General features: G+C 62.0%; 11 protein-coding genes. 1 reads left to right on the top strand and 10 read right to left on the bottom strand.

From position 1 onward, the window contains the following. Nucleotide 1 precedes the first annotated feature (1 nt). The 8 genes from K0V07_RS00425 to K0V07_RS00390 form a co-directional block, all read right to left on the bottom strand. A complete protein-coding gene (locus K0V07_RS00425; RefSeq protein ID WP_220622562.1) occupies nt 2-976 on the bottom strand; it encodes a bile acid:sodium symporter in 975 nt (324 codons plus the stop codon). Continuing rightward, entirely contained in the window at nt 973-1,635 is a 663-nt protein-coding gene (locus K0V07_RS00420) for a GntR family transcriptional regulator (RefSeq protein WP_220622561.1), read from the bottom strand. Before K0V07_RS00420 ends, K0V07_RS00425 begins: the two co-directional genes overlap by 4 nt. Before the next feature lie 45 nt (nt 1,636-1,680). Next, nucleotides 1,681-2,391 (bottom strand): SGNH/GDSL hydrolase family protein, encoded by a 711-nt coding sequence (locus K0V07_RS00415; RefSeq protein WP_220622560.1) that lies wholly within the window; start codon nt 2,389-2,391, stop codon nt 1,681-1,683. 135 nt (nt 2,392-2,526) lie between these two features. Continuing rightward, nucleotides 2,527-3,930, bottom strand: coding sequence for an alpha-L-fucosidase (locus tag K0V07_RS00410; protein ID WP_220622559.1), 1,404 nt, complete (start codon nt 3,928-3,930; stop codon nt 2,527-2,529). A gap of 41 nt (nt 3,931-3,971) precedes the next feature. Then, nucleotides 3,972-5,429, bottom strand: a complete 1,458-nt coding sequence (locus K0V07_RS00405; protein WP_220622558.1) for an SGNH/GDSL hydrolase family protein — start codon at nt 5,427-5,429, stop codon at nt 3,972-3,974. A gap of 147 nt (nt 5,430-5,576) precedes the next feature. After that, nucleotides 5,577-6,614, bottom strand: a complete 1,038-nt coding sequence (gene ruvB, locus K0V07_RS00400; RefSeq protein ID WP_220622557.1) for a Holliday junction branch migration DNA helicase RuvB — start codon at nt 6,612-6,614, stop codon at nt 5,577-5,579. 178 nt (nt 6,615-6,792) lie between these two features. Next, the gene (murA, locus tag K0V07_RS00395) at nt 6,793-8,094 is read right to left on the bottom strand and encodes a UDP-N-acetylglucosamine 1-carboxyvinyltransferase (RefSeq protein ID WP_220622556.1); all 1,302 of its coding nucleotides are present in this window, start codon (nt 8,092-8,094) and stop codon (nt 6,793-6,795) included. 14 nt (nt 8,095-8,108) lie between these two features. After that, on the bottom strand, nt 8,109-9,401 hold the full coding sequence (locus K0V07_RS00390; RefSeq protein WP_220622555.1) for a hypothetical protein: 1,293 nt from the start codon (nt 9,399-9,401) through the stop codon (nt 8,109-8,111). 239 nt (nt 9,402-9,640) lie between these two features. On the opposite strand from K0V07_RS00390, the gene K0V07_RS00385 reads away from it, so the two are divergent. Next, entirely contained in the window at nt 9,641-10,012 is a 372-nt protein-coding gene (locus tag K0V07_RS00385) for a dUTPase (RefSeq protein ID WP_220622554.1), read from the top strand. Nucleotides 10,013-10,204: 192 nt separating this feature from the next. Here K0V07_RS00385 and K0V07_RS00380 read toward each other — a convergent pair whose 3' ends face one another. Both K0V07_RS00380 and K0V07_RS00375 read right to left on the bottom strand, forming a co-directional pair. Then, nucleotides 10,205-11,881 (bottom strand): AarF/UbiB family protein, encoded by a 1,677-nt coding sequence (locus K0V07_RS00380; protein WP_220622553.1) that lies wholly within the window; start codon nt 11,879-11,881, stop codon nt 10,205-10,207. Between the two features lie 12 nt (nt 11,882-11,893). Then, nucleotides 11,894-12,196, bottom strand: a complete 303-nt coding sequence (locus K0V07_RS00375) for a hypothetical protein (protein WP_220622552.1) — start codon at nt 12,194-12,196, stop codon at nt 11,894-11,896. Nucleotides 12,197-12,341 lie beyond the last annotated feature (145 nt).

Raw genomic sequence — 12,341 nt, 5'->3', positions numbered from 1 at the left:
GCTACTGGCCGCAGTTGCAGCTCGCTTTTGCGTCTTTCGGGGAAGCAGATGCCGGCGCCAGATGCGAGGCGACGAAGGAGTCGAAGAACAGCTGGATAAAGTGAAACAGCAGGCAGGGGACCATGGCCACGGCACTGTCGGCGGCGATCAGGGCGATCACACTCACCGCCACGGGCAGGGTCTTCTGGGAGGTGACAAAGAGTACGGTGTGGCGTTCAGCCCGGGCCAGCTTTAGCAGCCAGGCAGCCCCCAGCGCCACCGCCATCAGCGCCAGATGAATGCTGAGTGCGGCACCTCCTATCAACGGATAACTGGCGGCTGGGATGCCGCCCAACATGTCGCGCGAGACGGCGAAGGCCGCATAGACCGTCAGAATCACGCAGGTTGATGGAAGATAACCCAGCATGGGGATGCGCCCTACGCGGCTACCTATCAGCCGCCGTAGCCCGAATCCAGCGAGGAACGGCAGCAGCACGAGGCCGACCAGCTTGGTCAGCAGGGCAGTGGGGGAGAAATTTATATCGCCGCTGGCCTGCAGCGTAAACTCCAGCATGTAGGGCACGGTGAAGATGCCCAGCAGGTTCAGCCCGATGGTCATCAGCAAGGCCCAGGCGCGGTTACCGCCGCTGATCTCGCTCATCACGATCGCCGAGGACAGCGTCACGGGGACGGCAGACATGATGATGAGCCCCATGGCCAAGCCCGGCTCTGTTCCAAAAAGTCGCGAGATACCGAGGCCGATCCAGGGGCCCAGCAGGAGCGAGATTATACTGACGGCTCCGAAGCTGAGCAGGAAGCTGCGGTTCAGGCGCGTGTCCGAGATTTTGAACTCCCAGCCGTTGACCAGAAAGATGACGATCACAAACGCAGCGATCATGTGTGCCCGCTGCATGGCTATACCGGGTCCCGGAAGCAACAGGGCGACGATGATAGCCAGCAACAGCCCCGCCGGGAGAAACGCCTTCTTAACGCTCATGCAGGTGCATGGTCCCTGGCCTCGCTTGCCTGCTTCTCGGCCATCTGGAGGAGTAGCTCGCGCCCCTGCTCGATGTGCTCGCGCAGCAGGCGAAGCGCGGTTGGCTTGTCGCCCTGACGCATGGCCTGGACGATCTTTAGCCGCTCCCCGGAGACGCGCTTGAGCGGAGCCTGCGTGTAGGTGCGCCAAAACCGTACCGGGTAGCTGCGGGTGAGAAGCTGCCGGGTGATGCGGGTCAGCTCGGCGTTGGGGCAGGACTTGGCGATGAGCAGGTGCAGCTCATCGTCAGCCTTGAGGGAGCCCTCCTCGGTCAGCGAGCCGGAGAGTGTCTTTTCCAGCTTTGCCAGCTCCTTGTCCGGTAAATGGTCAAACGCCTGCTCAAGGGCCAGGCACTCAATCCAGCCGCGGCACTCGAACAGCTCGGCCAGCTCCGCCGGTTCGAAACCCTTTATGAAGCAGCCCCGTCTCGGCAAGCGCTCGACGACGCCGTCGCGGTGCAGCCGGAGCAGAGCTTCGCGGGCCGGTGTACGGCTGACGCCCATCTCCGCGCAGATGCTCTCCTCCGTCAGCTTGGAGCCTGCCGGTCTCACGCCACGCACGATCTCCTCCAGCAGATGCTGGTAAACATGCTCGGGCAGGGAACGGTATGCAGGCTTCATGGCGGGCAAGTTTGGGCGTCGTAGCGGGTTCAGGCAACTGTGTTGTTAACGATCTGTTTGAACGCTCGCCAGCTCGTCCATCAGCGCATGCAGGCGCACCGGCTCGGCCCAGTAGGCTTCGTTGTTCTCGGTCACGACGGGGCAGCCGAGGCTGTGGGCGATGTCGAACCCGTAAACCTTGTTGCCGCGCTCATTCAGGTGCATGCCGTCCCGCATCAGCGGAGCGTACAGGTCGGGGTATTTTTCACGCAGGGGCATCCAGCGGGCGAGGTTGTCGATGAGCGAGGAGCCGGTATCTGCGGCAACCGCCCGCACGATGTCGCTGTACCGGTAGAAGTTCTGGAAATACTCTGTGCCGTCCGAGTCCGGCGCGTAGTAGGTCTGGAAAATCACGTGTGTGCCCAGCTTCTCAAAGCGCCGGTGAAGCTCGCGCAGGTTCGCTTCGAAATCTTCGGCGCTGACATTCTTGTCGGCGTTGCAGTCGTTACCGGCGACCGTGAGAAAGGTCACATGCGGCCGGAAAACCGCCGCGTCGGTCTCGAAGCGCTCCAGCAGGTCCGCCGAGGTGTTTCCGCCTATGCCGGTATTGATAAAGTGTCCGACGGGGCCGAATTTCGCGCCGAAGCCGAACTGTACGCAGTCCAGCCAGTGAATGCCCGGGAGGAATCGTTCGGTATTGGAGGAGCCGAAGGCCAGTATGCGTACGCGCCCGGCTCCCGCCAGCTGTTCCAGTCGTAAAGATAGAGGTGTGCTCATGATATAGAGATAGATTAGAGGTTTTATGTATATTGTATACAATAAAATAGGGCCGTGCTGAAAATAAAAAGCACAGGCCGCTATGACCTGTGCTCTGCTGAAACTTATATGATCGCTCGTGTCCGTAGCAGATCCTTAATACAGTCCGATGGAGGTGAGGGCGGCAGGCGCGTAGGACTTGTCGAGGTGCAGACGGATGTTTGTTGTGGTGACCGGCTCGAACTTTAGCAGCCGGCGATGGCCGATCGTTGTGCCGGTACTGAGCGTGATCCATTGGCCCGACTCGTTGAGAGCTTCGAGGCGCCAGGCAGCGATACGCTGCCCGTGCTGTACGGGCTCGCGCAGGTCGGCGACGGTGATGCTCTGCGGCTGGGCGAGCTCGATCTCCAGCGTGGCGGGCGCACTGTCCGGCGCAGCCCAGAAGGTGTCCAGATCGCCGTCGAGGAGGTTTTTCGCCGGATACTCGGGCAGTTCAGCCGAGGCTTTTACCGTGCTCCCGGTGGCGACGTTTTGCGCGAAGATGCGGTCCAGCTCCTTACGCAGTCCGAGTACGGCGGCGATGTCGTTCTCGTGGAAAAGTCCGGTGGGGGTGGGGGGGATGTTAAGCAGCAGCAGGCTGTTGCGGCCTGCGCTTTTGAAGTACAGCTCGACGAGGTTCTCGACCGAGCGGACCTGGTCGTCCTCGGCGGCGTGGTAAAACCAGCCGGGGCGGATGGAGACATCGCACTCGGCGGCGCGCCAGACTCCGTCCGGGGTCTGGGCAGGGTCGTCGCCCTCCTGCAGCAGGCGCTTGAACTCGCCTTTGGCGGCGGCATCAACGCCAGTGTCGATGCCCGAGTCACCGGGGAATTTTACGCGCTTGGGGTCGACGCACGCCCAGCAGGTCTCACCGGCGTAGCCGCGTTCGTTACCCACCCAGCGCACGTCCGTGCCGCCGTCGCCGAAGGTCACAGCCTGCGGCTGGAGCTCTTTGACGATCGAGAAATAGCGTTGCCAGTCGTACTCCTGTTTTTGCCCGTTGGGGCCGATGACGCAGGCCCCGTCGAACCACACCTCGTGCAGCTCTCCGTACTGGGTGAGCAGCTCGGTGAGTTGCGTGCAGTAAAGGTCGTTATAGCGCGGGGAGTCGCCGTAGCAGGGCTCATGGCGGTCCCACGGTGAGAGGTAGAGGCCGACCTTGAGGCCTTCGGCCCGAAAGGCATCCACAAACTCGCGCACGAGATCGCCCTGCCCGTCGCGCCACGGGGAGGATTTGACGGAGTAGTCCGTGGTGGAGGTGGGCCACAGGCAGAAGCCGTCGTGATGCTTGGCGGTCAGGATTCCGATCTGGAACCCCGCCTCGCGGGCTGTGCGGGCCCACTGTTTGCAGTCCACGGCGGTGGGGTTGAAGTTCTTCGGGTCGTCTTCACCCTCGCCCCATTCGCGGCCGGTAAAGGTGTTCATGCCGAAGTGCACAAACAGGTTCATGCCGAGGCGCTGCCAGCTTAGCTGAGGAGCACTGGGGAGCGGACCGTAGGGAGCGAGGGCGGTGGTGGGCATATGGGTAATAACGCGGTTGTTTTTAAGGAAAGGGCTTAACGCTAGGATTGAGCGGGCGAAATGACGTAGGTGTGGGGGACGGGCTGGGCAGCCGCGCGCGCCTGCTCGATCATCTGGGGCAGCTCTTTTTCGATCTCCTCCTGCTTGGGCTTCATCTCCAGGTAGCGCTTGATGTACTTGGCGTTGAGCTTGTCCAGACGCTTGTCACTGGCCTCAAGTCGGGCGAGTTTTTCCTCCAGACCTGCCTGGACGTCTTCGAAGGCGATCGGGTGGGGTATGTCGCGCAGGTGCCAGTGCTCGACGTTGGCGATGGTGCGGTCGCCTCTGAGCATCAGCGACCACCAGCCGACGACGATGTCGCGAACCTTGGCGGCCTGACGTGCCTGGGGCGTGTCGTCGAGGGTGGACAGATTGATCCCGCTGGCCAGTTCCTCGGCGCTCCAGCTGCAAGCTTCGCCGACGGGCTGACCGTCGATGCTGATCGTGTAGCTTCCAGCCGGCAGATTGGCGACGGTGAGCATTTCGCGGTTCAGGTCTTCGTTAAAGTCGATGTACTCAAGAGCTGGTGAAGAGTACTCACTCACGCTAAAGGGGATGGCCCCCTCCAAACTCGTGAAGCTCAGCGTCGCCTTAGCTGCATCGTAGGTCACGTCGCTGACCTTGGCGTTACGGGCAACGGTAACGGACTGCTTGGAGGCGTCGATTCCCACGGCGGAGACTTCGGCGGGAGCACCCTGGGCTTTCAGGAAAAAGTAGGCCATGGCAAGATGACCGGGGCTCTGGGGGTGGACGCGGTCCGGGCCGGTGATGGTAAAGGACGGATCTGTCTTTTGCTGCTCAAGGTTCAGGGCTGTGAGGGGGCCGTGCAGGTCGATCAGCTCGATCTCGCCGTTGCTGTCGGCAGCCATCTGGGTGAGGAAGTCCGCGCACTCGCCGAGGGCGGCATTTGCGCCGACGTAGGACTCGCTGGGGAGATCGGCCGTGTCGTCGTAGGGGCTGGGGGTGACGAGGACCACACGGGCGCCGTCATCCTGCAGCTGTTTGACGAGCTTTGTCATGTTCTCCTTGTAGGCCTCGATCTTGCGCATTTGGTAGTCGAGGACGTCCTGCGGGGGATTCGGCTGACCGTACTTGTCGCGGCCAATGTCGTTCATGCCGAGCATGACGGTGGCGACCGTCGGCTGAAACGGCGCGATGTCCCAGCCGTAGCGGCGGAGGGTGCCGCCGGTGGAGTCGCCGGAGATGCCGCAATTCGTCAGAGCCAGATCCAGCTGGGGGAAGCGCGTGGTGTAGTACAGCGCGACCCAGGTATGGTAGGTCCCGCTCTGGGTGATGCTGTCGCCGACGATGGCGTAGCGGTCCCCGTCCTTAAAGACTGAGGCTCTTGGGGCCGACGTGTCCGCATGGGCGGCACTCAGTGCCAGGAGCCCCAGCAGGGCGGTGGTCAGGAGACGTCCCGCAATCGGGGCGCTACGGAAGAAATGGTTCGTGAACAGCATGGGGAAAATAAGCTGGGGAGCGTTGTGTGCCCCGGTCAAAATAAGCAACGTCGATATTTGACCAGATCAGCCAAGGCTGAGCAAGCTGCCGCTTTCTGTATCCGTTCACACAGATCACCCGAGGGAGAGAGGGATGCGAAGTGCTAGCTACAGCAGCTTCTGCTGGTTGTCTTCGCGCAGGTGCTCAAGACCGATCGTCCGCCAGGCCTTGGCAGTCAGCACGCGGCCCTGCGGGGTGCGCGCCAGATAGCCCTCCTGAATGAGATAGGGCTCGTGAACTTCCTCCAGGGTGTGCTCTTCCTCGCCCACCGCCACGGCGATGGTTCCTAGTCCGACGGGACCGCCCTTGTAGTTCTCGGCCATCAGGCGCAGGATACGCTTGTCCATCTCGTCGAGCCCGTGCATGTCGATCTCCAGCAGCTCAAGTGCTTTTTCGGCCACCGCTTTGGTGATCTTGCCATCCGAACGCTGCTGGGCGTAGTCTCGCACAAAGTTGACTAAATTGTTCGCGATACGCGGGGTGCCACGGGCGCGGCGGGCAACCTCGGAGATGCCGCCCTTGTCAGTCTCCACGCCGAGCAGCTTGCAGGTACGCTTGACGATTTTCTCCATCGTCTCGGCCGGGTAGTAGGAGAGGCGTGTCTGCAGTGTGAAGCGGCTGCGCAGCGGCGCGGTCAGTAGACCGGTGCGGGTGGTCGCGCCCACCAGCGTGAAGCGCGGGATGTTCAGGCGGACGCTGCGGGCGTTCGGCCCCTGATCAATCATGATGTCGATCCGGAAGTCCTCCATCGCCGAGTACAGGTACTCCTCGACCGTCTTGGGGATGCGGTGAATCTCGTCGATAAAAAGAATGTCCCCCTCGTCCATACCAGTCAAAAGGCCGGCGAGGTCACCCGGCTTTTCAACAACGGGGCCGGAAGTCTGGCGCACGTTTGCGCCCATTTCGCTGCCCAGAATGAGCGCGAGGGTGGTCTTACCGAGTCCGGGCGGGCCGTGCAGCAGGATGTGGTTGAGTGCCTCACCGCGGCTGCGTGCCGCGCCGACCATCACCTCCAGGCGCTCGATGGTCTTGCCCTGGCCGTTGAAGTCGGCGAAGGAAAGCGGCCGCAAGGCCTTCTCCTGCGCCGTTTCCGGAGCCTCCAGAACATGCTGGAGATAATCAGTGCCTTTTTCCGGTTCGGACATGCACAAACATTCACCCATTTCTTCACCCCCGCCAAGTTTATTCTGGGGCTTCACTCCTCTAGATACCGCGGCAGCCGTGGGCTGCACCCTCGGTCCGGCTGGATCAGCATGTTTAAGGGGGCAGCGAACGCAGTGAGCGATGGGGCGGAGCCCCATCAATGCCAGCGGGTGCAACCCGCTACATTTCGACCGAGAGGTCTTTGGGCATCTCTGTGTCGGAGAGGCGCGCGACATCGGCGCCGAGGGCGGCGAGCTTCTCGTCGAACTTTTCGTAGCCGCGGTCGAGGTGGTAGATGCGCTGGACCCAGGTTTCTCCACTGGCAGCCAGACCGGCAAGGATGAGCGCAGCGCTGGCGCGCAGGTCGCTGGCCATCACGGGAGCGCCGGAGAGCGGCAGGCCGCCCTTGATCACGGCGCTGGGGCCCTCGATGGAAATATCAGCACCCATGCGACCCAGCTCGGGCACGTGCATGAAGCGGTTTGGGTAAACGCGCTCGGTCACGATGCTCAGGCCCGGGATGAGCGCGAGCAGGGTGCAGGTCTGCGCCTGCAGGTCCGTCGGGAAGCCCGGATGGGGCAGGGTGATGACGTCCACCGGACGCAGTTCGGATTTATCGCCGCGCACGCGGATGGTGTTCGCGTCGATGATCTCGAAGACCAGACCGGCCTCGGAAAGTTTGTCCAAAAAGGCTGCCAGGTGCTCGGCCTGAGCGCCTTTGACCGTGATGTCGCTGTGGGTGACGGCTCCGGCCAGCAGGTAGGTGCCCGCCTCGATGCGGTCGGAGAGCACACTGTAATCGGTACCATGAAGCGCATCCACCCCCTCGACGTGCAGGGCGTGGCTGCCGATACCGGTGATCTTCGCGCCCATCTGATTGAGCAGACGGCAGAGGTCGACGACCTCCGGCTCGCAGGCGGCACTGTCGATGCGCGTGTGGCCGGGTGTGAGGACGGCGGCCATCAGGATGTTGGCGGTGCCGGTGACGGTGCTGCCGTGGCGACCACCGAGAAAGACTTCTCCGCCGCGCAGGTTGGAGCCGTCGAGTTTGACGTAGCCGTTCTCGATCTGGACGCCGCAGTTGAGCTTGGAGAGGCCCTTGATGTGCAGGTCGATCGGACGCGGGCCGATCACGCAGCCGCCGGGGAGGGAGACCTCCGCGCGCTTCATACGGGCGACCATCGGGCCCATCAGGCAGACGGAGGCGCGCATCTTGCGGACCAGATCATAGGGCGCACGGGTCGCGACCTGGGCTGCTGTGATGCGCCAGGTGTGCGGGTCGAGCCGCTCAACGGTAGCCCCGAGCCGCTCCAGTATCTCCGCCATGAAGCGCAGATCGCTCAGGTCGGGGACATTGCGGATGGTGACGGGCTCTGCCGTGAGCAGGCAGGCTGCGAAAATGGGCAGGCAGGCGTTCTTCGCCCCGCCGATCTCAACAGTACCGGCGAGGCGCTGACCACCTCTGATGCGGACGACGTCCATGCGGGCGCGTCCGGTTAATCGTTGGAGCGGTTGTTATCGCTGCCTTCGGGGCGGCGATTACCACCACCGGAGCGGCGGCGACGACGGCGCTGGCCGTTACCGCTACCTTCGCCTTCCCCACGGGGCTGGCGGTTGCGGTTGCCTTCGCCCTGACGGCGATTGCCGCCCTGACCACGGTTGCCACCCTGGCCACCCCGGCGATTTCCACCGCGGCCGCGGCGCTGCTGGGGGCGGTCATCGGAGGACTTTTTCTCGCTCGGTTCGCTTTTGGCGGGAGCTTCAGAGGCACCGAAAATAGAGCCGATAGCCGACTTGAGTTTGCCGAAGAGGCCACCGGACTTGGCGGGCTCGGGCTTGGGGGCAGGGCGCTCATTGCGGTTGCCCTGGCCGTCCCGGCGCGGACCACGTTCACCGCGGTTGTTGCGCTCGCCACGTTCACCACGGCCACCGCGTTCACCGCGCTCGCCACGGTTACGGTTGCCACGGTTACCGCGATTGTTGCCCTCGCCGCGACCACCGCGATCGGAGCGCTCGCTGCGCTCACGGTTACCGGAGCGTTCGCGGGCTTCAGAGGAGTCGTCTCCGTCTTCGGAGGACTCACCATCGTTTTTGCGGCCTGAGCGACGGCGGCGACGGCGGCGCTTGCGCGGCTGGTCTTCTCCGTCAGCTTCGGTGGCAGACTTGGCTTCGCCACTCTGCTCGGCTGACTCGTCGGAGTCATCCGAGTTGTCTTCGTCAGCGCTGTTGTCGAGGTTCATGGGGACGTCGTCGTCCTCGTTTTCCTCGTCCTTGGCGTAAAAACGTTCTTTGGCCGGAGTCGGCGTGTCGTCGCTATCCTGCTCTTTGTCTTCGGGCTTGGGACGGCGTTCACGGGCCGGCTTGGAAGCCTGCTCCGGGTAACCCTGAGCGGCATGGCCACTGAGGGATTCTTCGAAGCTGCTGGGATCGACTTCACCCGGCTGGGCACCATCGGCTTCCTTTTCCTGGGATTTGGGCGCTTTGACGCGACCACGCAGGTTGATGGGAGCAGTTTCTTCGGTGGGGGCGCCGGTCAGGCGGCGCACAGAACTTTGCGGGGCTGAGCCGTCCGCAGTGATCTGGCAGGGAGCGCGGGGCCCGGATTCGAGCAGAGGGGCCAAGACGTCTTTTTCTTTCTCTTCGGCCAAGTCGCTCCAGGTGATGGCCTTACGCTCTTCGGATTGCTCGGCTTCTTCGTCTGTGAGCTCGTTTTTGGAGCTGTTTCCGGGTTGGTAGTTGGCTTCGTCAGCGGGGATTTCCCGTTTCGAAGGGGTTTCGTATGAAGGCATGGTTATGCTTGGATTCGTGTAATAGTCCGGCGGGCAGGTAATTGCTCGTCGCCGGGGCGGGCGTGAGGGAGGGCAAACTGTTTTGCCGCTGCGGAAACGCCGGAACGGGCCGGACGCTTTGTTACCTCGTATTGCGACGCTGTATAAATCCGGCTCAAGCTCAAGCCAATTTTTGGGCCCCTCAGGTCAGGAACTGGAAATGCGCTTGCCGGGACCGGCGCAACCGCTATGGGTGGGGCATGGACAAACTCGAGGAAATTTTCCAGCTTCAGGATGAACTTAACAAGCGCATCGGCGTGGATACCGGCGCCCTCGACGAGAAGGGCAAGGCCGAGTGGGTGCTCAACTACACCCGTGCCCTCCAGCAGGAAACCGCTGAGCTGATCGACTCGGTCCCGTGGAAGTGGTGGGCCAAGTACCAGAAGTTCGACGAGCAAAACGCCCGCGTCGAGGTGGTGGACCTGTTTCACTTTCTGGTCTCACTCGCGCAAGTGCTCGGGATGAGCGCGCAGGATGTCTACGACGCCTACGCCAAGAAAAACAAGGTCAACCACAACCGGCAGGACAGCGGCTACGTCAAAAAGGACGAGGAAGACTCGCGCCATATTTAGATAGACGCGGTACGGGTTGTCTTCTGGGCTTATGCAGCCCAGACCCGCAGGCTGCTCTGTCGATGCGCAGCATTGAAACTGAGGGCTACCCTTTGGGGATAAACCAGACGCTGGCTGCGAATTGCCCATGGCATTTTCTCCTGAGAATGCCAGAGCGATCCTTAGGATCACAGGTCCAGGACTGCGTCTTGGTCACTTCTTTTTGTGGCGACCGTGGCGGATGATGTCGAAGAGCAGCCATGCGCCAAGCACGCCTGCGCCGATGAAGCCGACCGTGGCGATGTGGATCAGGTAGCGGCCTGAGACGGTGCCGGCCTGAATCGTACCCGAAATGATGTACGAGGACCCGATGAGCAGGGCCGCGATGATCATCGAGAAGGACAGCCGGTTGACGCCGGAGTCGAAAGAGTTCAGCAGTGGCTCGAAGCCCTCGTGCTTGAGCTTGATGTAGATGTCGCCGTCCTCGAGCTTGCGGAAGAACCGCTGGATCTCGCCGGGGAGTTCGCGCAGGCGGGCAAAGTGCCCCTGCAGGCCCCACCAGTTTTGCTTGAGCAGGTTGAGGGGATTCCACCGCTCGTAGGCGAGCTTCTTGAGGTAGGGGCGCGCGATGATGCGGATGTCGAAGTTCGGGTCCAGATCCAGGCCGGATTCCTCGATGGAGACGATGGCCTTGGCCAGCAGGGAGTAGTCACGGGCGAGCGTCACGCCGTTGACCCCGAAGACGTAGAGCAGCTCCAGTACGATCTCGCCGACCGGCTCACTCTTGCCGAATTTGTTCTGGTACTTGCGCAGGACGAAGCTGATTTCCTTCTCCAGCTTGGTCTCATCGAGCCGGTCCTTGCCCACGGCCATGACGTTGATCACGCGCACGACCTTCTCCGGGTCGGAGGAGGCGATGGCTGCGAAGAGGTCGGCCAGGAAATAGCGCATCGGGCGGGTGAGCTGGCCAGCCAGCCCCCAGTCGATAAAGCAGATGCGCCGGTCTTCGGTGATGAGGATGTTGCCACCGTGCGGATCGGCGTGGAAAAAGCCGCTGATGACGATCTGCTGAAAAATGCTCTGCCCCCCGATACGGGCGAGCTCCTTACCCTCCTCGGGGGTGATAGACGGGTCGCCGGGTGAAACACCGACCACCCACTCGCATACACTCAGCTTCTCAGTGGTGTACTCATCGTAGACGCGCGGGGCGAAGACATGCTCCTCGTCCGGGTTCAGGGCGGTGAAAAACTGGGCGTTGCGGCACTCGATGGTGAAGTCCAGCTCCTGCATCATGCCCTTACCGGTTTCCGACACGATGTCCGGCAGGTCGTAGGGGCGCAGCTCCTCGACTTTTTCGTGCAGCAGTCGGGCCAGCCAGCCAATGATCTCGATGTCGGCCTTGATCGGCTTTTTCAGGTTGGGGCGCTGGACCTTGACCGCGACGGGGTCGCCGCCGTTCTTTAAGGTCGCGCGGTAGACCTGGCCAATCGAACCACAGGCGACGGGCTCCTCGTCAAAGGACGAGAAATGCGTCTCAATCGGCTCCTTGAGCTCAGTCAGCAGGATGGGGCGGATCTGCTCGAACGGCACAGCCTTGACCTTCGAACGCAGGAGCTTGAGCTCGGCGATGAGGGGCTCGGGGAGTACGTCCGGCCGGGTGCTGAGAATCTGTCCGAATTTAACAAAAGTCGGGCCAAGGTCTTCGAGCACCACGCGGATGCGCTGCCACAGGTTGAGGTGCTGGGCGTCCTCGGGGATGAGGCGCTTAATCCAGCCGCGTGGCATGCCGAGCTGTTCGAGCAGATCGCCAAACCCGTGCCGAACCAGCACAGTGACGATTTCTTTCGCCCGAACGGCGTTGCTGAAGAGATCAAGGGGATTGAGAGACACGTGCGTGCAGAATTAGTCAGCCTTCTTGGCCGCTTTTTCCAGCGCAGCGACGCGTTTCTCCAGCGCTTCAATCTCGGCACGGGTCACCAGGACGCCGCCCTGAAGCATTTCATCGATGCGGCTGTTGACTTCTTTTTTGGCCTTTTCGAATTCCTTCTTGCCCGAGTCCGCGATTTTGCTGGCCATCTCCTGGGCTTCGCCCGCGGTGATTTTGCCCTTGTCGACGAACTCATTCAAGAGGCCTTCGGCCTGTTCCTTGGTGACGACGGCAGCGCCGACGGTTGCGAGCATTCCTTTTTTGATAAGATCGATCATGGCAAAGCTATTGTGTGCGGATTTGCGGTGGTAAGACAACGCTATTTACACCACCGCGAGGATTGGCGCAAATCTCAGCAGCAGGTTTTTTAGTTCTTCTCGCAGTAGAGACACAGAGGATTGCCGTAGGTAAGACAATCGGAGT

The organism is Ruficoccus sp. ZRK36, from assembly GCF_019603315.1.
Lineage (GTDB): Bacteria > Verrucomicrobiota > Verrucomicrobiia > Opitutales > Cerasicoccaceae > Ruficoccus.
This window is presented reverse-complemented; position numbering and strand designations above follow the sequence as displayed.

Coding starts and splice junctions, on each gene's coding strand:
- K0V07_RS00385 (WP_220622554.1), top strand. CDS start 9,641: ATGGACAAACTCGAGGAAATTTTCCAGCTTCAGGATGAACTTAACAAG.
- K0V07_RS00425 (WP_220622562.1), bottom strand. CDS start 976: ATGAGCGTTAAGAAGGCGTTTCTCCCGGCGGGGCTGTTGCTGGCTATC.
- K0V07_RS00415 (WP_220622560.1), bottom strand. CDS start 2,391: ATGAGCACACCTCTATCTTTACGACTGGAACAGCTGGCGGGAGCCGGG.
- K0V07_RS00390 (WP_220622555.1), bottom strand. CDS start 9,401: ATGCCTTCATACGAAACCCCTTCGAAACGGGAAATCCCCGCTGACGAA.
- K0V07_RS00410 (WP_220622559.1), bottom strand. CDS start 3,930: ATGCCCACCACCGCCCTCGCTCCCTACGGTCCGCTCCCCAGTGCTCCT.
- K0V07_RS00405 (WP_220622558.1), bottom strand. CDS start 5,429: ATGCTGTTCACGAACCATTTCTTCCGTAGCGCCCCGATTGCGGGACGT.
- murA (WP_220622556.1), bottom strand. CDS start 8,094: ATGGACGTCGTCCGCATCAGAGGTGGTCAGCGCCTCGCCGGTACTGTT.
- K0V07_RS00420 (WP_220622561.1), bottom strand. CDS start 1,635: ATGAAGCCTGCATACCGTTCCCTGCCCGAGCATGTTTACCAGCATCTG.
- K0V07_RS00375 (WP_220622552.1), bottom strand. CDS start 12,196: ATGATCGATCTTATCAAAAAAGGAATGCTCGCAACCGTCGGCGCTGCC.
- ruvB (WP_220622557.1), bottom strand. CDS start 6,614: ATGTCCGAACCGGAAAAAGGCACTGATTATCTCCAGCATGTTCTGGAG.